Source organism: Streptomyces sp. NRRL B-24572 (assembly GCF_002156145.1).
Lineage (GTDB): Bacteria > Actinomycetota > Actinomycetes > Streptomycetales > Streptomycetaceae > Streptomyces > Streptomyces vietnamensis.
The window spans coordinates 1-19,880 of record NZ_MWIG01000470.1; the positions used below are offsets into that span (position 1 = coordinate 1).

General features: G+C 74.2%; 20 protein-coding genes and 2 pseudogenes. 5 read left to right on the forward strand and 17 right to left on the reverse strand.

Annotated features, from left to right (window positions below):
* The 11 genes and pseudogenes from CCN56_RS26625 to CCN56_RS26675 all read right to left on the reverse strand — a co-directional run.
* Positions 1–282, reverse strand: a pseudogene (locus CCN56_RS26625) (VWA containing CoxE family protein); the annotation flags it as partial.
* A complete protein-coding gene (locus tag CCN56_RS26630) occupies positions 279–1,703 on the reverse strand; it encodes a hypothetical protein (protein WP_086830507.1) in 1,425 nt (474 codons plus the stop codon). The pseudogene CCN56_RS26625 and the gene CCN56_RS26630, both read right to left, overlap by 4 nt.
* On the reverse strand, positions 1,673–2,230 hold the full coding sequence (locus tag CCN56_RS26635; protein WP_256962160.1) for a hypothetical protein: 558 nt from the start codon (positions 2,228–2,230) through the stop codon (positions 1,673–1,675). The genes CCN56_RS26630 and CCN56_RS26635 overlap by 31 nt, the downstream gene beginning before the upstream one ends.
* A 111-nt stretch (positions 2,231–2,341) precedes the next feature.
* Positions 2,342–3,253, reverse strand: a pseudogene (locus tag CCN56_RS26640) (FAD-dependent monooxygenase); the annotation flags it as partial.
* Positions 3,254–3,581: 328 nt separating this feature from the next.
* Positions 3,582–4,127 carry a hypothetical protein gene (locus CCN56_RS45625; RefSeq protein WP_306300636.1) on the reverse strand — a complete coding sequence of 182 codons (546 nt, stop codon included), beginning with the start codon at positions 4,125–4,127 and terminating at the stop codon, positions 3,582–3,584.
* A gap of 50 nt (positions 4,128–4,177) precedes the next feature.
* Positions 4,178–4,528, reverse strand: coding sequence for a metalloregulator ArsR/SmtB family transcription factor (locus CCN56_RS26650; RefSeq protein WP_086830537.1), 351 nt, complete (start codon positions 4,526–4,528; stop codon positions 4,178–4,180).
* A 133-nt stretch (positions 4,529–4,661) separates the two neighbouring features.
* Positions 4,662–5,075: a hypothetical protein gene (locus tag CCN56_RS26655; protein ID WP_086830510.1), complete on the reverse strand. Its 414-nt coding sequence runs from the start codon at positions 5,073–5,075 to the stop codon at positions 4,662–4,664.
* A 46-nt stretch (positions 5,076–5,121) separates the two neighbouring features.
* Complete coding sequence (locus CCN56_RS26660; RefSeq protein ID WP_086830511.1) at positions 5,122–5,535, reverse strand: pyridoxamine 5'-phosphate oxidase family protein; 414 nt, start codon at positions 5,533–5,535, stop codon at positions 5,122–5,124.
* Positions 5,532–7,196: a SulP family inorganic anion transporter gene (locus CCN56_RS26665; RefSeq protein ID WP_086830538.1), complete on the reverse strand. Its 1,665-nt coding sequence runs from the start codon at positions 7,194–7,196 to the stop codon at positions 5,532–5,534. The genes CCN56_RS26660 and CCN56_RS26665 overlap by 4 nt, the downstream gene beginning before the upstream one ends.
* A 56-nt stretch (positions 7,197–7,252) precedes the next feature.
* Positions 7,253–7,594, reverse strand: a complete 342-nt coding sequence (locus CCN56_RS26670) for a metalloregulator ArsR/SmtB family transcription factor (protein ID WP_086830512.1) — start codon at positions 7,592–7,594, stop codon at positions 7,253–7,255.
* Between the two features lie 169 nt (positions 7,595–7,763).
* On the reverse strand, positions 7,764–8,123 hold the full coding sequence (locus CCN56_RS26675) for a zinc ribbon domain-containing protein YjdM (RefSeq protein WP_041127575.1): 360 nt from the start codon (positions 8,121–8,123) through the stop codon (positions 7,764–7,766).
* 188 nt (positions 8,124–8,311) lie between these two features.
* Here CCN56_RS26675 and CCN56_RS26680 point away from each other — a divergent pair, with 188 nt between their 5' ends.
* Entirely contained in the window at positions 8,312–9,562 is a 1,251-nt protein-coding gene (locus tag CCN56_RS26680; protein ID WP_086830513.1) for an aromatic acid exporter family protein, read from the forward strand.
* On the opposite strand, the gene CCN56_RS26685 is transcribed toward CCN56_RS26680, so the two are convergent.
* From CCN56_RS26685 to CCN56_RS26710, 6 genes are all read right to left on the reverse strand, one after another.
* Positions 9,525–10,724, reverse strand: coding sequence for an alpha-hydroxy-acid oxidizing protein (locus CCN56_RS26685; protein WP_086830514.1), 1,200 nt, complete (start codon positions 10,722–10,724; stop codon positions 9,525–9,527). The two genes, CCN56_RS26680 and CCN56_RS26685, sit on opposite strands and share 38 nt — an antisense overlap.
* 161 nt (positions 10,725–10,885) lie before the next feature.
* The gene (locus CCN56_RS26690) at positions 10,886–12,034 is read right to left on the reverse strand and encodes a helix-turn-helix domain-containing protein (protein WP_086830515.1); all 1,149 of its coding nucleotides are present in this window, start codon (positions 12,032–12,034) and stop codon (positions 10,886–10,888) included.
* Between the two features lie 6 nt (positions 12,035–12,040).
* Positions 12,041–12,583 (reverse strand): GNAT family N-acetyltransferase, encoded by a 543-nt coding sequence (locus CCN56_RS26695; protein WP_086830516.1) that lies wholly within the window; start codon positions 12,581–12,583, stop codon positions 12,041–12,043.
* Positions 12,580–14,613, reverse strand: coding sequence for a hypothetical protein (locus CCN56_RS26700; RefSeq protein WP_086830517.1), 2,034 nt, complete (start codon positions 14,611–14,613; stop codon positions 12,580–12,582). The genes CCN56_RS26695 and CCN56_RS26700 overlap by 4 nt, the downstream gene beginning before the upstream one ends.
* Positions 14,614–14,681: 68 nt before the next feature.
* Positions 14,682–15,449: an NPP1 family protein gene (locus CCN56_RS26705; protein WP_086830518.1), complete on the reverse strand. Its 768-nt coding sequence runs from the start codon at positions 15,447–15,449 to the stop codon at positions 14,682–14,684.
* 83 nt (positions 15,450–15,532) lie between these two features.
* The gene (locus CCN56_RS26710; RefSeq protein ID WP_086830519.1) at positions 15,533–16,105 is read right to left on the reverse strand and encodes a TetR/AcrR family transcriptional regulator; all 573 of its coding nucleotides are present in this window, start codon (positions 16,103–16,105) and stop codon (positions 15,533–15,535) included.
* A gap of 79 nt (positions 16,106–16,184) precedes the next feature.
* Between CCN56_RS26710 and CCN56_RS26715 the strand changes: the two genes are divergently transcribed.
* The 4 genes from CCN56_RS26715 (at position 16,185) to CCN56_RS26730 (ending at position 19,873) form a co-directional block, all read left to right on the forward strand.
* Positions 16,185–17,384 carry an FAD-dependent monooxygenase gene (locus tag CCN56_RS26715; protein WP_086830520.1) on the forward strand — a complete coding sequence of 400 codons (1,200 nt, stop codon included), beginning with the start codon at positions 16,185–16,187 and terminating at the stop codon, positions 17,382–17,384.
* A 33-nt stretch (positions 17,385–17,417) separates the two neighbouring features.
* Positions 17,418–18,632, forward strand: a complete 1,215-nt coding sequence (gene mgt, locus CCN56_RS26720; RefSeq protein ID WP_086830539.1) for a macrolide-inactivating glycosyltransferase — start codon at positions 17,418–17,420, stop codon at positions 18,630–18,632.
* Positions 18,633–18,641: 9 nt separating this feature from the next.
* Positions 18,642–19,040 (forward strand): nuclear transport factor 2 family protein, encoded by a 399-nt coding sequence (locus CCN56_RS26725; protein ID WP_086830521.1) that lies wholly within the window; start codon positions 18,642–18,644, stop codon positions 19,038–19,040.
* Between the two features lie 146 nt (positions 19,041–19,186).
* Entirely contained in the window at positions 19,187–19,873 is a 687-nt protein-coding gene (locus CCN56_RS26730) for a 1-acyl-sn-glycerol-3-phosphate acyltransferase (protein ID WP_086830522.1), read from the forward strand.
* Positions 19,874–19,880 lie beyond the last annotated feature (7 nt).

Sequence of the window (19,880 nt, forward strand, 5' to 3'; positions counted from 1 at the left end):
GGCGGCCCGGTCGCGCGCACCGTCCGGCTCGGGCTCCGGGGTCATCAGGCCGTCGAACTCGTCGGCCAGTTCCGGGTGGCGCTGGACGACGGAGTCCACGGAGGCGCCCGGGTCGAGCAGCGCGGACGGCAGGCCGATGTCTTCCACGACGGCGAGGCTCGCCGATTCCAGCGCGGCCTGCTCCTCCGGGTCGAAGAGCCGGGCGAGGAGCCGCCAGTAGAGGACCTGGCGCCGATTGTCGTCGGGGTCGGGCGAGAAGGTCGGGTCGGTCGCGTCGGTCATGAGCGCAGCAGCTTTCCGGCGCGTTCGCGCAGGACGGCGACCGTGTCGGTGGCCGCCTTCTCCGCGCGGACTCCGGCCTTGTCGGTGGTGCCGCCGGCCCACGCGCCCGCGTGGACGGCGACGGTCTTCTTCCGGACGGTCGTCTCGACGGCGAGCGGCTGGAGGAGGAACGCTCCGGCGTCCCAGCGCAGCAGGCCCAGGCAGGCGCCGGACGCGGCGATCGCCTCCGGGGTGAGCGGGCCGGCGGCCGGTACGCGGTCGGTGTCGACGGCCAGTCGGTGCCCCGCGACGGTGAACGTCAGCGGCCCGCCGTCCTCTCGCTCGGCCGCGTACCCCTCCAGGAGGACGGGCACGGCGATCCGGGCCGGGTGGCGGTCCAGCGGGGCGGTGAGCGGGTCGGTCGCGGTGGCGAGGACGACCCTGGCCGTGGCGAAGGGGTCGGCGGGCTCCCCCGCGCGGGCGTGCTCGTCGTCCCAGACGAGGTCGCCCTCGGCGGTGACGGGCATGGCGTCCAGTTCCACGGCGCGGCCCTCGCTCACGGCGGCGAGGAGCGACATGCGCGGCCGGAGCAGCTGCCAGAGCCCGGCGCCGACGACGGTGTCCGGCTTGGGTGCGGACACCGCGGCCCGGACCAGGCGCGGCCGCGTGCCGTCGGCCGGTTCGAACACCGCGTGGACCTGGGCCTGTACGGCGGTCGCGTGCTCCTGCACGTCGACGCCTAGGGGCAGCAGACGGCCGGTCGCGGTGGACACGGCGGGCGTGCGGGCGGCTCCGGGCAGGGTCAGCAGGAGGGCGCGCGACCACAGGTCGGCCCAGCGGCGCACCGGGACGCGCTCCAGGGTGGCCCCCGGGCAGGAGGCGGCGAGTTCGGCCGCGAAGCCGTCGAGGAGCGTCGCCTGCCGGCGGAGCGCGGGGTCCGGCAGCAGCGCGGAGACCACGGGCGCGGCGCCGCCGACGAGTTCGTGGTCGATGCCCTGCCAGCCCGCGCGGGCGAGGTCGCACAGCCAGGCGCGGGCCGCGGCGAGCACGTGGGCGGCGGGTTCCTCGCCGGTGGCGGCCTGCGCGGTCTCCTCGGCGGCCGGGCGGCCGGTGACGTCCCCGATGCGGGCCGTCAGGGCGTCGTGGACGGAGCCCATGAGCGCGGTGCGGGCGGCGGCGAGCGCGACGAGGTGGTCCTCGCCCGCGGTGCCGGCGGCGGTCTTGTCGGCGGCCTCGGCGACGAGGGCGGCGAGCGGCGTACCGGCGAGGGCGGCCGCGAGCGCGACGATCCCGTCGGTCTGCGCGGGCTGCGGGCGGAGCAGGCCGGCGACGAGTGCGTCGTCGAAGGCGTCCACGGCGGCCAGCGCCTCGTCGAGTCCGTCGACGGGGTCGTCGAGCAGGTCCGTACGCATCAGGCGACCGCCCTCGTCGGCGGGAACCACTGCATCTCGGGCAGCGGCGCGGTGACCGGCTCCCGTTCGAGGTAGGCGAGGTGCCTCAGGAACCGGCTGAACACCGGGGCGGCGGCCGAGCGGTCGCCCTGCGCGGGGCGCGTGGCGGTCATCGCCGAGACGAGCGCGTCGGCGTCGGGCGCCGCGTCGTGCGTGTCGGCCTTCAGATAGCGGGCGACGCGCTGCGCGCCGTACTGCACGACGGCCTCGGTGACGAGTGCGCGGATGTGGTTGCAGAACGAGCCGCGCGCGCCGCCGCAGGGGCGGTTGTTGTTGGTGCTGCACGCGAACGCGTACGTCCCGGCGGCGATCGAGGACACGTACACGCGCCCGATGTCGGAGCCGCTCGACACCACACCCTGCAGGCGCCCGTCGGCGAGCTCGACGAACGGTACCTTGGCAAGTTTCCGCGGCCGCGCGGGCGGTACCACCCGCGCCGCGCTCGACCTCTCCCAGACCGGCAACGCACTTCTCCCATGCACGTCAAAGGGGATGTTCACGCCGGAGCGGCGGAACATCGACAACGTATCCCCGCCCACTGACAACGCGTTCGGACGCCGTGGGACGGCAGGGGCGGCAGGGAGTGGCGCGCGGGGCCGGGCCGTGGGAAGGGCCCGGCCCCGGGTGTCCTAGTAGGGCTTCACGAGCACATGGGCGGCGCCGGGGACGCCGACCTCCAGGAGCGCGTCCTCCTCGGGGGTCGTCGGTGCGCCCATCTCCTGCTTGAGGACGGCCCGGGACATGGCCTGGACCCACAGGGCGCGGGGCCTGCGCCGCGCCTCCCAGGCCTCCAGGGCCTCGGGGACCGAGCCCGCCGTGTCCAGGGACTCGGCGAGGACGAGGGCGTCCTCGACGGCCATCGCCGCTCCCTGCGCGAGGTGCGGGGTGGAGGCGTGGGCGGCGTCGCCGGCCAGTACCACCCGGCCCACGTGCCACGGTTCCTCGACCGTCACCTGGGAGATGCGGGAGTACACGACGGCCTCCGGGCCGGTGACCGCGCCGAGTGCCTCGGCGACGGGGCCGGAGAACATCGCGAGCCGGGCGGCGAGTTCCTCGTGGGCGCGCTCCGGGTCCGGCCGGAAGTCCTCGGCCTCGGCGAACACGGCGCCCAGGTACATCAGTTCGTCGGTGATCGGGGTGAGCAGGGCCTTCGCCTCCCGGCCCGCCGTGGCCATGACCACGCCCTGGACGTCGGGCCGACGGGGCACGGTGACGCGCCAGTTGGCGAATCCGGTGTACACGGGCGCGTACCGGTCGCCGTAGAGGCGGGTGCGGAGCGGGGAGCCGATGCCGTCGAAGCCGACGAGCAGGTCCCAGCGGTCGGTGGAGCCGTCGGAGAGCGTGACGGTGACGCCCGTGCCGTCGTCGTCGAGTTCGGTGACGGTCACGCCGAAGCGGACCTTCGCGCCCGCGGCGAGGGCGGCGTCGCCGAGCACCTTGGCGAGGGCGGGCCGGGGAATGCCGTTGCTCGCGGGCACGTCGCCCATGCGCGGCTGGGGTATGCGCGGCTGGGGTATGCGCGCCAGCGTGTTCCCCGCCGGGTGTGTCGATGGCCCACCAGGAAGGCGGTGAAGATCGTCGCCGCTTCGACCGCCACCCACAGCACCCCCGGGTTCGCGGTCGCCACTGCCAGGCACATGGCGCCCAGGAACGCCTGGACCAGGGCGTTCAGGAGCGCCGTGCCCCGCGCGGAGGGGCGTTCCCCGGCCAGGTGGGACGGCAGGACGGCGCAGGCGATCAGGGCGACGGCGCCGACGACGAGCAGCATCCACGCCGTCAGCGCGTCGGCCCTCAGCAGTCCGCCGCACGCCGAGAGCGCCCCGCCGCGCGGCAGCGCCGAGGCGAGCAGTGCGCCGCAGACGAGCACCGTCAGCGGTGGGACGAGCCCCCACCGGGGGGAGGCGTGTCGGGTCGTCGCGTCGGCGTCCGGCGGAGGCGGAGCGTTTTCCGCCGGCCCCGCCCCGACCGGGAGGGGCACGGGGGCGCGGCACCGCCGAGGTCCGGCGTGCCCTGGCGTACGCGTACGCGTGGACACCGGCGACGGCGCAGCGGCTCCGCCGTGTTCCGCGTCACCGGGCCGGTCACCAGGGCCACGTCGGCATGGCGCGGGGAGGCCACGAGCCGGGCGCCGTACCGTTCCGCGTCGTACACCGGGTTGAAGGCGGCCGCGATCTCGATCCCGCACCCGTTGCAGGAGCCCGCGTCGACGCAGCGCACCTGGGCGGAGCCGCTCAGGCGACGCGCCTGCGGCAGGACTTCGCCCAGGGGCGCCGGGGGTGCCGGTTCGGCCACCCGCCCGGTCGTCCGGATCTTGCGCAACAGGCCCGTGAGTACCCTCCCGCAGTGGTCGCGAGGACCCTTCCGGGACGACCAACGGAGCTTTCCGCAAACGGAGTTACGGAACTTTCCTTGCACTTTGCACGCTTTGTCGAGTCTTTGTACGGGGGCTTGTCCGACGGCGCCCGTCAGTCGCGCGGTGCCGCTCCGGGCGTGGCGGCGCGAAGGTCGGCAAGGAGCTCGGCCTGGCCCGCGAGCACCCCGGAGAGGATCGACCTCGCCACCGCGAGCAGCTCGGCCACCTGGGGGTTGGTCAGCGAGTAGAAGACCCCCGACCCCTCACGGCGCGCGACGACCAGGTTCGAACGCCGCAGCACGGCGAGCTGCTGGGAGAGGTGCGCGGGCTCGACGCCGATCTCGGCCAGCATCTCCGAGACGCCGTGCTCCCGCACGCTGAGCAGCTCCAGGACACGGATGCGTACGGGATGCCCGAGCGTCTTGAAGAACTCCGCCTTCAACTGGTACAGCGGCGCGCTCATCGTGCGCACCGCCCGCCCGCGGAGGAGGCCGCCGCGGCCTCGCAGGACCGCCGCAGTGCCCGCACCGTACGTCGCTTCCACCCAGAACTCTTCTCCATGGGGACCATCCTCCCGCCTCCGCGGCGGCCCATGGTCACTTCCGGCGGGTGCTCGCGTCGCTCCGCGCGCCGGGCCACTCGTCGCTGCACCACTCCCGCTGCTCCCGGCCTCCGCCGTGGTGGACGGCGAGCGCCGCCTCCAGGTCGCAGTGGACCGGGATCTCCGGGTGGTCGCCGCTCGGGACGAGGGACCCGTCGGCGGGGATCGCGGCGAGTTCGAGGCGGCGCCCCTCGGCTGCGAGGCGGCGGGCGGCGTCCGTGACCGCCGGCTGCCCGCCGGCGGACCAGCCCCGCAGGGCGGTCAGGTCGAGGATGACCGGCCCGGTGCCACGGGCGAGGACCCACCCCACGGCGCCGCTGAACCGTCCGACCGCGTCGGCCCCCAGGAAGCCGGCCAGGGAGAGCACGCCCAGGTCGGGATGGGCGGTGTAGCGCCATTCGATGGTCATGTCGTCGCCTTCGTCTTCACAGGGGGAGGAGAGCTCGCGCCCGGGTTCACCGCGGCTCCACCGTGCCCAGGCGGTGTCCGGTCACGGTCTGCGGGGTGATGCGCAGCAGGGTGTCGTGCGGCCCGTACGCCCAGCCGGGGAGGGTGCGCAGGTAGTGCGCGGCCTCGACCGGGTCGCCGACCGGTTCGGCGGGGCCGGTCACGGTCACGGTCCAGCCGGTGCCGCCGGGCAGCCGGATGTCGTCCGCCTGGTACGTGAGGACGGGCCGGCCGGCGGCCACCTCCGCCTGCACGGGGGTACGGACGATCAGCCGGCCGTACTCGAGGACGTGCACGGCCGGGCGGACGACCGCCTGCTCCCGCCGGATGTGCACCAGTCGCCCGTGGGCGGCCCCTTCGAGGAGCCACAGGGCTTCGGCTCCGGAGACCTCGACCATGCGGCGGGCGGTCGGCATCGTCATCGTGCGGCCTCCCCCGCGACGGCGGGCCCGTGCTGCCCGGACGTGGTGGCGGGCAGTATCCCGGCGCCTCTCAGGTGGGCGCGGGCTCCGGCGATCGCCTCGGGTGTGGTCGCGTACTCCCGCCCCTCCAGGCGCAGCAGGTCGAGCGCCCCGACGGAGGCGAGGGCCTGCCGCTGGCCCGGGCGTATCCCCGAGGTCATCACCGCGATCCCCCGCCGGTTCAGCTTCTCGACGGCGTCCTTGAGGACGAGGGCTCCGGTGGCGTCGATCGTGGTGACGCGGGACATGCGCAGGATCACGACCCGGACGTCGGCGACCTCGGCCAGTTCGAGGAGGAAGCGGTGGGCGGCGGCGAAGAAGAGCGGGCCGTCGATCCGGTACGCCACGATGTGCTCGGCGAGCAGCGCCCGCTCCTCCTCGCCGTGCTCGCCGGGCAGGTCGGCGCGGAGGTCGACCTCGGCCAGGCGGGCCTGCTTCGCCACGGCGCGCAGGGCGAGGGCCCCGGCCACGACGAAGCCGATGATCACCGCGTAGACGAGGTCGAGCGCGAGGGTGGCGACGGCGGTGAGGACCAGGACGACGGCGTCGGAGCGGGTGGCCTTCGCCATGGCGCGCAGCGAGCCGACCTCGACCATGCGGATCGCGGTGGCGAGCAGGACGCCGGCGAGCGCGGCGAGCGGGATCTTCGAGACCAGGGGGGCGGCGGCGAAGACGATCACGGCGAGGACGGCGGCGTGGGTGAGGGCCGCGAGCCGGGAGGAGGCGCCGGTACGGACGTTCACCGCCGTACGGGCGATGGCGCCGGTGGCGGGGACGCCGCCGAACAGCGGCGCGGCCAGGTTCGCGAGCCCCTGCCCGAACAGCTCCCGGTCGGGGTCGTGTTTCTGGCCCACGGTCATCCCGTCGGCGACCTGTGCGGAGAGCAGCGACTCCAGGGCGGCGAGTGCCGCGACGGCCACGGCCGGGGTGATCAGGGAGCCCAGCGCGGACGGGTCGACGAAACCGAGGGAGGGGGCGGGGAGCCCGGCGGGCAGGTCGCCGATCGGTGCCGCCGCGTCGAGGTGGAAGAGTTGCGCGACGACCGTGGCGGCGATCACCGCCACGAGGGAGAACGGGACGGTGGGCCGCCACCGGGCGCCGGCCAGCATGAGGGCGGCGACGCCCAGGGCGAGCCCGAGGGCCGTCCAGTTCGGGGTCCGGACGAACTCCTGGACGGCGCGCCATGTCACCGCCAGGACCCGGTCGCCCTCGGGTTTGGGGACACCGAGGGCGTTCGGAACCTGCTGGAGGCCGATGACGAGTGCGATGCCCAGCGTGAAGCCCTCCACCACGGAGGCGGGGATGTAGGCCATGTACCTGCCGGCCCGGGCGAGGGCGAGCCCGATCACCATCACGCCGGCGATCAGTCCGACGGTGAGGACGCCGCCGGGGCCGTACCGCGCCACGATCGGGACGAGGACCACGGTCATGGCCCCGGTCGGCCCGGACACCTGGAGGTTCGAGCCGCCGAAGAGGGCGGCGAGCGCGCCCGCCACCACGGCGGTCGCGAGTCCGGCCTCGGCCCCGAGGCCGGAGGAGACGCCGAAGCCGAGCGCGAGCGGCAGTGCCACGATCGCGACGGTCAGCCCTGCCAGGAGGTCACGGCGCGGGCTGCGGGCCATGGCGGTGAAGTCGGCGCGTACGGGCAGGAGGGAGCGCACCCGGTGCAGGACCCTGTTCACCGCGCCGTGACCCCGGCCTCCCGGAGCTCCTCCAGGAGTTCGTTCTGGCCGGCCAGCATCTCGGTGAGGATGCGCCGCGCCGCCTGCATGAGGTCGGCGACGTCACCCCCGGCGAGCCGGTAGACCACCGTGGAGCCGTCGCGCGTCGAGGTCACGATCCCCGACCGGCGCAGCACCGCCAGCTGCTGCGAGAGCGCCGGCGGCTCGACCTCGATCGCCGCGAGCAGGTCCCGTACCGCCTTCGGGCCGTCCTGGAGGAGTTCGAGGACCCGGATGCGCACCGGGTGTCCCAGCATCCGGAAGAACTCGGCCTTGGCCTGGTACAGGGGAACCGACACGGTCGTGCACTCTCCTCATCGGCTCGCGTGGGCGAGGGGCGTCGACGGGCCGTCGAATCGATTGGACGCTGTGCCCGCGGCTACCTGCGGGCACAGCAAACCCATCATGTATTGAATTGCCAAATTATGCAATTCATGGAGAGCCGTGATCGGGGTCCTTCATGGCCGGTCAGGCCTTCTTGACCACGCTGGACTTGAGCTGCATGGGCCCGAAGCCGTCGACCTTGCAGTCGATGTCGTGGCCGTCGACGCCGTCCACGAGCCGGATGTTGCGGACCTTGGTGCCGGCCTTGATGCCGGAGGGGCTGCCCTTGACCTTGAGCGTCTTGACGACGGTGACGGTGTCGCCGTCGGCGAGGACGTTGCCGACGGAGTCCTTGATCACCTTTTCACCGGAGGCGGCGGCCTCGGCGGCGGTGTCGGACGCGGCAGGCCACTCATGGCCGCATTCGGGACAGACGAGCAGTGCGCCCATCTCGTAGGTGTAGGCGCTGGAGCACTGGGGACACGGCGGAAGGTTCTCGTTCATGTGACGATTTTAGGCCGGAGCGAACGGCGCCCCTCACACGCTCCCCCGGACCGCCTCGGCGGGCGGCCCCCGGAGCATCGCGATTCGATGGAGTCGGGGCGGGCAGGCGTCCACAGTCCCCGCCCGGCGGAGAACGGTCCCCCGCCCGGCGGAGGACCGGCCCCCGACCACCGGAGGAGGAGTACGCCATGCCGCACCGCTCCGTCCCGCACGCCCTTCCGCGCCCATGGCGCCGATGGAGGTGGTGGCAGCGATGGGGGCGGGACCCGGTGGTGGTGCAGACCCTGCGTTCCACCGCCGCGGCGACGCTCTCGTACGTCGTCGCCCTCCGGCTGAGTTCCGAGCCGGCGCCGCTGACCGCACCCCTCACCGCACTGCTCGTCGTCCAGGTGACGCTGTACTCGACGCTCACGACGAGCCTCCGGCGGGTGAACTCCGTCGTCGTGGGCGTGCTCATCGCCATCGCGTTCAGCGCGCTCGTCGGACTCAGCTGGTGGAGCCTCGCCCTGGTCATCCTGGCCTCGCTCGTCGTGGGCCGGTTCGTCCGGGTGGAGGAGTTCGTCCCCGAGGTGGCCATCAGCGCGATGCTGGTCCTCGGTGTCACACAGGTCGCCGACACCGCGTGGGACCGCGTCCTAGAGACCCTGATCGGCGCGGTCGTGGGACTGCTCTTCAACGTCGTGCTCGTCCCGCCGGTCTGGGTGGACACCGCCGGGGACTCGATCGTGGACCTGGCCCGGCGAATGCGCCGACTGCTCCTGGACATCGGCGAGGAACTCGCCGAAGCCCCCACCAGCGACACCTCCCCCGCTCCCGTGGAGCGGGCCGCGGCACGCCTGTACGAGGCGCGGCGCCTCGACAACGACGTCGCCGACGTCGACGCGGCCCTGCGGCAGGCGGAGGACAGCCTCCGACTGAACCCTCGGGTCAAGGAGGGGCTGCTGCACCGGATCGTGCTGCGCACCGGCCTCGACACCCTGGAGATCTCTGCGGTCGTGCTGCGCGTCCTGACCCGTTCCCTGACGGACCTCGCGAGGAAACGGCACGGGGCCCCGCTCGTACGCCCCGGGACGGGCCTCGCCCTGCGGGAGACGCTGCGGCACCTCGCGGACACCCTCGTGAGCTTCGCCGACCTCGTCACCTCGCATTCGAGCGCCAGAGCGGAGACGGCGGAGGACCGTCTCGGCGAGGAGCTCGCGGCCGCCCGCACCGCCCGCGACCGGGCCGCCGCGCTCCTCCAGGAGGAGGCGGCGCACGATCCGGAGCGCTGGCAGCTCTACGGCGCGCTGCTCGCCGAGATCGACCGGGTCCTCGACGAACTCGACCCGGATCACCGCGGCCGCCGCCTCATGGAGGAACTGGACAGCCACACGCGCGCGCGTGAGGAACGGCGCCGCCGCGTCACCTCCCTCGCGACCCGGGCGCGCCGTACGCCGTGACGGGGCGCAGGGCTCCCTCCGCCCGGAGCGCGTCCAGGGTCGGGTAGCCGTCGACCGCCAGGATGAGGTCGGTCTCGGCGAGGAGGGAGCGGAGGACGTGGACGATGCCGTCCTCGCCGCCGAGAGCGAGGCCGTACGCGTACGGGCGGCCGACGCCGACCGCCGTGGCGCCGAGGGCGAGGGCCTTCACGACGTCGGCGCCGGTGCGGACACCGGAGTCGAAGAGCACCGGCAGCCCCTCGGCCGCGGCGACCACCCCGGGGAGGGCGTCGAGGGCGGGCAGACCGCCGTTGGCCTGGCGTCCGCCGTGGTTGGAGCAGTAGACGCCGTCGACGCCGCCGTCCCTGGCGCGGCGGACGTCCTCGGGGTGGCAGATGCCCTTGAGGAGGATCGGCAGGTCGGTGAGGGAGCGCAGCCAGGCGAGGTCGTCCCAGACGAGCGGCTTGCCGAAGATCCCCGCCCACTCCGCGACGACGGCGCGCGGGTCCTCCTCGGGTGCCTTGGCGAGCCGCGCCCGGAAGACCGGGTCGGAGGTGTAGTTGGCCAGGCAGTGTCCGCGCAACTGCGGGAAGTTGGCGGTGGCGAGGTCGCGGGGGCGCCAGCCGGTCACCCAGGTGTCGAGGGTGACGACGATGCCCCGGAAGCCGGCCGTCTCGGCCCGGTGCACCAGGCTCTCCGCGAGGGCGCGGTCGGTGGGGGTGTAGAGCTGGAAGAAGCCGGGGGTGTCCCCGCACGCGGCGGCGACCTGTTCCATGGGATCCACGGTGAGCGTGGAGGCGATCATCGGCACGCCGGTGCGGGCGGCGGCACGGGCCGTCGCGAGGTCGCCGTGCCCGTCCTGGGCACACAGCCCGATCACGCCGACGGGCGCCATGAACAGCGGGGACGGCAGCCCGATGCCGAAGAGGTCGACGGACAGGTCTCGTTCGGCGGCGCCGACCATCATGCGCGGGACGAGCCCCCACTGCCGGAAGGCCGTGACGTTGGCCTCCTGGGTGTGCTCGTCGCCCGCGCCGCCGGCCACGTACGACCAGAGCGAGGGCGGGAGCGCCGCCCGCGCCCGCGTCTCCAGTTCGTCGAAGGTCATCGGCAGGGCGGGCGTGACGCCGAAGAGCCCGTCGAGGTAGATCTCGTTCTGGTAGTCGCCGTACTTCTGGGGCATGGGGGCGTCGTTCCTTCCGGTCCCTCGTCGGGGCGCTCGGCTCGCCCGCGGTGGTGCCCACCACCGTGCCCGTCACGCGCGCGCGTGGCCATGGAGCGGGGCCCAACAGTGGGACGCCGGTGTTTGTCGCCCCCGACAAGAACCGCGGTGGCGTACGGGAGTCAGCCGGCCGCTCCCCCGGCTCCGGCGGCCACCGCCTCCAGGTGGCGCAGTGCCCACCAGACCCGCATCGCGTCCTCGGACCGGCCGAGGTCGAGCCCGGTGACCCGCGTGAAGGTGCGCAGCCGGTACCGGAGCGTGTTCGGGTGGACGTACAGGGCGGCCGCCGCCGCTTCGGCGTTCGCGTCGGCCGTGAGGTAGGCGTCCACCGTACGGATCAGGGTCGCGCGGCGGCTTCCGCCCGTGTGGCCGAAGCAGCGGTCCACCAGCTGTTCGCCGGTGTCCGGGAGGGCGAGCACGGCGGCGTGCAGCGGAAGTTCGCCGTCGGTCACCGGGCGGCGGAGTCCGAAGGCGGCGGCGAGTTCACCGGCCCGGCGGGCCTGTCGGTACGACTCGTGCGCGCGGGCCACGGGCAGGGCGTGGCCGAGGCCGACCGGGACACGCAGGGAGGAGAGCCTGCCGGGCTCGGCCAGCCCGACGACGTGCCCCGACGCGGGTTCGACGAGCAGCGCGGCCGCGTGCTCGCGCAGCATGTCCGCGAGTCCGGGGGCGGAGACGGCATGGAAGGCGGGGTACTCCTTGGCCGGGTCGAGGCCGAGGAGCCGGGTGGCCGTCGGCAGCCACTCCGGCGGGAGTTCACCGCTCAGCAACCGGCGGAGCAGGAGCGCGCGTTGTTCCTCGCCGCCGCGCAGCCGCTCCGTCTCGCGCTGCCGGTGGCCGTCGATCACCGCCGCCGACACGTGGTCGCAGCAGAGCCAGAAGTCCCGGGTCAGCGCGAGGGCGACGGCGGACTCGCCGTACGCGCCGGCCGCCGCGTACAGGGCGTCGAAGGCGTGGCGGGAGGTGAGGCGGAAGGCCTCCAGGAGCGGTTCGAGGGGGACGCCCTGGTCGGCTCGGCGGGCGCCGAAGTCCGAGAACTCCACGCGCTCCCGGTCCGTGGGGGCACGGCTCTCCGCGAGTGCGGCGAGCGCCGTCTCCATGACAGCCAGGAGTTCCCGGACCGTCTCCTCCTCGTCCAGGCCCCGGTAGGCGGGCAGCTCGCCGACGGTGGCGGCGGCCGCGGCGGCCACCCGGTCGAGCCGCAGCCCGGCCAGGAGCTCGGTCCGCGCCTTCGAGGAGCTCGTCGCGGACCCCCCGGAGAAGCCGCTCATGTCCGTCTACTGCGCGGCCGGGGACCACACGCCGAACCACTGCTCGGCGCCGTACTCCTCGAACCGCTCCACCTCGGTGAACCCGAGCTTCGCCGCGAGGCGCATCGCGCGGTCGTTGGCGGTCTGGGTGGAGAGCACCACCGGCTCGCCGGGGTGCACGCCGGTGAACCAGTCGAGTGCCGCCGCGCACGCCTCGGCGGCGTACCCGCATCCCCACGCCTGAGGCAGGAACAGGTAGCCGAGCTCGGCCTCACCGCCCTCCGGACGGACGTGCCCCTTGCGCTCCGCGTCGCGTCGATCGAGCGTGACCATGCCGATCATCGTCCCGTCGAGCTCGACCACGAAGAGGCGGGGGCGCCGCCCTGGCACCTCGGGCATCCCGCGCTCGACCTCATCGCGCGGTCGGGCGCCCCCGACGTAGGTGCCCACCTCGGGCGAGGCGAACAGTTCAACGAAGGCGGCGCGGTCCCGGGCCTCGGATTCGCGCAGCACGAGCCGTTCGGTCTTCATCGGGGCGGGCGGCCAGGCGGCGGTTCCGAGTTCGGTCATGGCGGGCAACCTACCTTGCCCACGGCGCCGGAGGAGGCGTTTCCCCGGGCGATGATCACGATCTCGTCCTCCGGATGCCAGTGACGGACGTGGGCCTTCGGCGGGTTGATGCGCAGGCCGCCGTCGGGGGCGGCCGTGGCGCGGGTGTGGGAGCGGTAGCCGATGGCGCAGGCGCCCTGGCGGGCCGCCGACACGGCGACGGAGGCGAAGGAGGCGGTGCGTCCGGTCCTGACGTAGTGGGACGCCGGGTGGAGGTGGAGGGTGTTGCCGTCCGGGGCGAGGAGTTCCTCGAACACGGCGGTGAGGTGGGGGTTCTGGGAGATCTGGGTCATCAGGAGTCCGATGAGCCTGCCGCTGACGACGAAGTCGGCGCCGGGGGCCGGCGGTGCGATGAGCCGGTTGCGGTCGTCGGTCATCTCGGTGACGACGGGCACGCGCCGGCCGCTGTCCTGTTGTCGGGCCCGCAGGTGGAGGAGGGTGACGAGCGTCCGGTCGTCCGGATCGGCGCGGCCCGGCCGGCGGTCGGGGCCGAGCACGATCACGGCGTCGTACCGGGCGAGGTCGAGGGCGTCCGTGGTCCCGCGCAGTGTGGGGTCGCCGGGCCGGTGGAGCACCGTCAGGTGCGCGCCGACGGCTTCGGTGACGGCCCGGATGCCGGTGAGGGTGGCGGCGCGCGGCTCGGCCACGACGTCGAGGGCCGAACCGGGCGGTGCGTGTCGCGCCAACTGGGCGGCGATCCGGGGTGCCCGGCGGTTCCAGCCGAGGAGGAGGACGCGTTCGGGGCGCCCGGGAGGTTCGGGTGGCGCGTGCGTGAGGGCCGTCGGGTCGTGGGGCGCGGGGGTGGCGGAGAGTCGGGTCGACCGTTCGTCCTCGGCGATCACGAGGAGGGTGTCGTCGGCGCGGATCCGGGTGGTGCGGGGCGGGTTGAGCGTGACGGTGCCGTCGCCGTGGACGAGGCCGACGGCGGTCGACACCGGGCAGGCGCGGGCGGCCTCGTCGAAGGTGCGGCCCGGTAACCCCGGTTCCCGGACGGTGTGGAACTCGTGTCCGGCGAAGTCGAGGAGTTCCTGGTGGACGAGGGAGAGTCCGGGCTGCCGTACGCAGTCGACGAGGAGGCGGGCCGCGAGGTCGTCCATGTCGAGGACGGTGGCCCGGGGCCCGCCGGCCAGCCGGGCGGCGCTGAGGTGGCGGTCGTCTCGTACGGCGGCGACGACGCGTACGGGATCGGCCTCCCCCACGGCCGCCGAGAGGGACAGCAGGGTCTTGACGACCTCGGCGTCGTCGCAGGGGTGGTCGCGGGGCAGGACGAGGACGCAGTCCGCGGTCGCCGGGCTCACGCGCGCGAGTGCGACCGGGTCGGTGGGGCGGCCGCTGCGGCAGACGAGCCTGGTGCGGCCCGTGGGGCCGACGGTGGCGCGGAGGTCCTCCTCCATGGCGGGTTTGTCGCGGTCGGCGAGGACGGCGACGACCCGGCGGCGGTCGGTGCGGGCGGCGACGAGTTCGGAGACGACGGTGGGGATCTGTTCGGACCAGCCGAGGACGACGGTGTGTCCGCTCTCCAGGATCCTGGCGTGGCCCCGGTTGAGGGCGATGAGGCGGTCGGTGAGGCCGGTGGTGATGAGGCTGACCAGGGTGGAGACGTAGAAGAGCGCGATGAGGGCGAGGAGTACGGACAGGGCGACGCGCAGCGGCGGTCCGACCTCGCCGCCCAGGCGCATGGTCTGCCCGGTGTTGCGCCACACGGCCGCGATCCTGGCGCCGAGGGAGGCGGGGGTGTGTTGGTCGGTCCAGGCGAGGACGGTGCTGACGGGGACGACGAGCGCCAGACAGACGAGGGCCAGCCAGCCGCAGAGCGCGGCGGTGCCACGGGTGAGGGTGGTGTCGAACCAGTAGCGGAAGCGTTCCTCGGCGGAGTGGGTCCGATGTGTGGCCCGGTTGTCGGTGGCCGGGGTTTCCCCGGCCCGGCCGGGAGCGGACCTCCGTGCGGCGCCCCGCTGCCCGGGAACGACCTTTTTGTCTTCTTTTCGCACGTCAGCAGAGTGCCGCCCCGGCCTCGGCGACGGGGCGGCGTCGGGGCATATTCACCCCTTCGTGATCGTCAGGCGTACGGGTCGAAGGGGATGCCGGCCGGCTTGGCCTTGGCGAGGTGGGCGGCGAAGTTCCCGTCCTTGAGGCCGAAGACCGCACTGCCGAAGTCGGCCTGGCTGAGCTTCTCGCGGATGCCCGCGGGGTAGCCGTTCCAGCCGACGAGACCGGGGAACTGCCAGGTGTGCTGGTGGTTCTCGGGCGGTTCGTCGTTGGAGTTCGCCGGGCGGAAGCAGTGGGTGCCGATGCCGTCCTTGTGGTAGACGACCTTCGGGTGGGTGCCGTCCCAGCGGATCCGGTCGCGGCCGTAGATGTTGAAGTTCCCGTGGGCGGAGGTGGAGACGTACTGGGCCTGGTCGTTCTGCACCCAGACCACGACGTGTTCCCAGTCGTGGCGGTGTCCGCCGAGGCTGCTGCCGACGACCGCCTGGTCCTTCTCGAAGTAGAGGCCGTAGATGATCGCGCACCAGCCGTTGTTGCACTTCGCGCGCGCGTACCCGTTGGTGTTGGTGAGGTCCGAGGCGTCGTGGCACTGGCCGTTGAGGGCGCCGGACGGGTTGAGGCCGCCGTTGAGGGTCCCGTCGGGGCCGATCGCGGGGGTGGGGTAGCAGCCGTCCGTGTCGTAGTCGTACGCCGGCTGGAAGGTCTGCTCCAGGCCGTCGGCGTCGGCGGGCAGGGCGGTGGGCGGCGCGGCGAGCGCGCTGCCCGGCAGGGCGATGAGCAGCGCGAGGGCGCCGGCGAGGGCGAGCGCGCCCCTGGTGGCGTACGCCTGTGTCTTCACGGTGTCCCCCCGGGTCGGTTGGCGTGGACCGATCGCATCTTGGCATGCTCACGCCATGCGCGCGAGGGTGCCCGCGCACGCGCTCACCGCAGCGCGGTCTCCACCAGTCGGCGGATCTCCTCGGCGGGTACGGTTCCGCCGTTGACGAGGCGGTCGAAGACCAGGCCGTCCACGCAGGTGAGCAGGGTGATCGTGCGCGCGCGGGCGTCCGCGAGGCCCCGGGCGGCGAGGAAGCCCTCGACGGACCGCCGGGCCGCGTTGTCGCGCGGTACGAGGATCTCCCGCAGCTCGGGGTGGTGCACGCTCTCCAGGGCGCACGCGTAGCGCGCGAGGGAGCGGCGGCGGCCTTCGCCGGTGAGCCGGAGTGCGGTGAACGCGGTGAGCCCGGCGACGAGTTCCTCGGCGTCGCGCGGGGCGCCGGCCCGCTGCCCGGCCTCCTCGATCTCGGCCTGGTCGCGCTCGACGAGGCGGAGCACGAGCGCGGTCAGGAGCGACCGGCGGGTGCGGTGGTACGCGGACGTGGTGCCGGGCGGCAGACCGGCGGCCCGGTCGATCGCGCGGTGGGTGAGCCCGCGCATGCCGTGCTCGGCGAGCACCTCGATGGCGGTGTCGGCGAGGAGGGCGCGTCGGGCGGAGGCGGAGGCGGTGGCGGGCATCCCCCCTTTCTACACCTGTAGAGGGGAGGAGTACGGTTCTTCTACAGCTGTAGAAGAACCGTACAGAGGGGTGCCTGACATGGGCGGCGGGAACGCGGTGGTGGTCGGTGGCGGGATCGGTGGCCTGGCGGCGGCGACCGGTCTGCGGCGGGTCGGCTGGGAGGTGACCGTCCTCGAACGTTCCGCCGCCCTCGACGACGCCGGCGCGGGCATCTCCCTCCACGCCAACGGCATCCGCGCCCTGGACGCCCTGGGTGTCGGCGGGGCGGTACGCGAGGCGGCCCGGCCCCAGTACACCGGCGGCACCCGCGTCCCGGGCGGCGGCTGGCTGGCCCGGATGGACGGGGCCGCCCTGGAGCGGGCACTCGGCACTCCGATCGTCGGGATCCCGCGCGCCGCCCTGCACCGCTCGCTGCGCGCGGCGCTGCCCGCCGACCGCCTGGTCGTCGGGGCGGAGGTGACGTCCCTGGACCTGACCGTTCCGGACCGGGTGGGGGTGGTCACCGGGGACGGCGTACGGGAGGCGGATCTGGTGGTGGCCGCCGACGGCGTGAACAGCGCGCTCCGCACCTTGCTGTTCCCCGGCCACCCGGGTCCGGCGTACAGCGGGTCCACCGTCCTCCGCGCCATCACCGACTCCCCCGTGCCGCTGGCGTCCGACTTCGAGCTGTCCTGGGGGCGGGGCGCCGAGTTCGGGCACATCGCCTTCGCCGACGGGCGGGCCGAGTGGCACGCCGTGCTCAACTCCCCGCCGGGCGTACGACATCCGGACCCCCTGGCCGTGCTGCGCCGCCGGTTCCGGGACTGGCACGAGCCGATCCCGGCCCTCCTCGCGGCGACCCGCCCCGAGGCCGTGCTGCACCACGACATCCACGAACTGGCCACTCCCCTGCCGTCCTTCGCCGTCGGCCGGGTCGCCCTGCTCGGCGACGCGGCCCACGCCATGACGCCGAACCTCGGCCAGGGCGCCTGCCAGGCCCTCGAGGACGCGGTGTCACTGGCCGCCGCGCTCGCCGGCGGATCCGGAGAGGGCGCATCCGCCGGCGCGTCCGGCATCGAGTCGGCGCTCGCCCGGTACGACGCCGAGCGGCGACCGCGCAGCCAGGCCGTCGCCCGCGCCGCCCGCCAGGCCGGCCGGATGGGCCAGCAGCTCTCGCATCCCGTCGCCGTCTCCGTACGGAACACGGCCCTGCGGGCGGCGCCGGACCGCGCGACCCTGCGCGCCATCCTGCGGCACGCCGACTGGACGCCGCCGCGCCTGGCTCCGCAAAACCATTAGACGATACGTATCGTCTCGCCTAGGGTGGTCGTCATGACCACCGCTTCCGCCTCACCCGCGCACATCGCCATGTTCTCCATCGCCGCCCACGGCCACGTGAACCCGAGCCTGGAGGTCATCCGCGAACTCGTCGTCCGGGGCCACCGCGTCAGCTACGCCGTCCCCGCGTCCTTCGCCGAGAAGGTCGCGGAGACCGGCGCGACGCCCGTCGTCTACACCTCCACGCTGCCGACCGACGACGACCCGGACGCCTGGGGCACCGAACTGATCGACAACCTCGAGCCGTTCCTCGCCGACGCGACGCAGGCGCTGCCGCAGCTCGCCGAGGCCTTCGACGGGGACCGGCCGGACCTCGTGCTCCACGACATCGCCTCCTATCCGGCCCCCGTCCTCGCCCACACCTGGGGCGTGCCCGCCGTCTCGCTGTGGCCGAACCTGGTGCCGTGGGAGGGGTACGAGGAAGAGGTCGCCGAGCCGATGTTCGCCGAGCTCAAGGCCTCGCCGCGCGGCAAGGCCTACTACGCGCGCTTCGAGGAGTGGCTCGGCGCGCACGGGATCGACACCCACCCGGACAACTTCGTCGCCCGCCCGCGCCGCGCGATCGTCCTGATCCCCCGGGCCCTCCAGCCGCGGGCCGACCGGGTCGACGAATCCGTCTACACCTTCGTCGGCGCCTGCCAGGGCTCCCGCGCCGAACAGGGCGAGTGGCAGCGGCCGGCGGGGGCGGAGAGGGTGGTCCTGGTCTCGCTCGGCTCCGCCTTCACCAAGCAGCCCGGCTTCTACCGGGACTGCGTCGAGGCCTTCGCCGGCCTCCCGGGCTGGCACGTCGTCCTGCAGATCGGCGCATTCGTCGACCCCGCGGAGCTCGGCGAGCTGCCGCCGAACGTCGAAGTGCACTCCTGGGTGCCCCAGTTGGCGATCCTGCGGCAGGCCGACGCGTTCGTCACCCACGCGGGCGCGGGCGGCAGCCAGGAGGGGCTCGCCACCGCCACGCCCATGGTCGCCGTGCCGCAGGCCGTCGACCAGTTCGGGAACGCCGACATGCTCAAGGCCCTGGGCGTGGCCCGGCATCTGCCCATGGCGGAGGTCACCCCCGAACGGCTTCGGGCAGCCGTGCTCGCGCTGGTCGACGACCCCGAAGTGGCGCGCCGCGCACGGGAGATCCAGGAGTCGATGGCCCGCGAGGGCGGGACGCTCCGCGCCGCCGATCTGATCGAGGCGGAGCTCGCCGACACCCCGAGCACGTAGGGTCGGTTCATGTCCAAGACCGAGATCGACCAGGTGACCGCCGAGTTCTACGGCGCGTTCGACAACCGGGGCGGCAAGGCCGCCGATGTGGACCGGATCCGGCGGCTCGTCCTGCCCCAGGGCGTCATCGTCTGCACCGCGCCCACGTTCACCGCGTACTCCGTGGAGGAGTTCATCGCCCCGCGCGAGCGGCTGCTCTCCGACGGGCGGCTCGTCGAGTTCTCCGAGTGGGAGACCTCCGAGGAGACGCGGATCGAGGGCGACATCGCCTCGCGGTTCGGCACCTACCGCAAGTCCGGGGTCTTCGACGGGAAGCCGTACGGGGGCGAGGGCACCAAGACCATCCAGTTCGTCCGGACGCCGGACGGCTGGCGGATCGCGGCCCTCTCCTGGTTCGACAACCCCTGACCGGGACGGCGGCCCGCCGCCCGACGGCTCACGACGGCAGAGTACGGAGTACGCACGGCGGTTGAGTACGGATGCTCATGTCCGCGCCGCGGGGTGCCCGGACGATGGTTCCGTCACCGTTCCGCCTCGCAGCCAGGGGGCCTCCCGTGCTCAGCCGCATCGCCGCCCATGTCGTCCCGTTCTTCGGGCGGCTGACCGTCACCTCGGACCCCGGGGCCCGTGTCGAGCCGGGCAGCATCCTCGTCGTGAACCACACGTCGCTCGCCGATCCGGCGCTCGTGCTCGCCGCGCTCCGCAGGCGACTGGCCGTCGAGCCGGTCCTCCTGGCCACCGCGGGGCTCTGGCGGGTCCCCGTTCTCGGCCGGGCGCTGACCCGCGAGGGCCACGTCCCCGTCCACCGCAACTCGGCGCACGCGGCGGCGGCCCTGGACCACGCGGCGGTGGCGCTCGCCTCGGGGCGGCACGTGATGCTGTACGCGGAGGGGCGCATCCCGCCGCGCCGGGACGCCGCCGAGAACCCGCCGGAGACGTTCCGCACCGGCCTCGCGCGGCTCGCGCGGGCGACGGGGGCGCCGGTCGTGCCGATCGGCCAGGCCGGGGCCCGGCGGATCACCTCGGGCGGGCGGGTGAAGCAGCTCGCCGGAGTGCTCACCGCACCCGTGCGCCGGCCGTGCCTGCACGTCCACATCGGAACGCCGCTGCGGCTGCCCGAGGACGTGGCCGCCGCGACGGAGCTCGCGCACGGGGCCGTGACCGAGGCCTGGCGGACGGCGGCCGGCGCCCTGGGCGAACCGGCGGCGTTCGGCGAGGGGACTCCGCGCCGGGCGCGGTAGGCCTCCG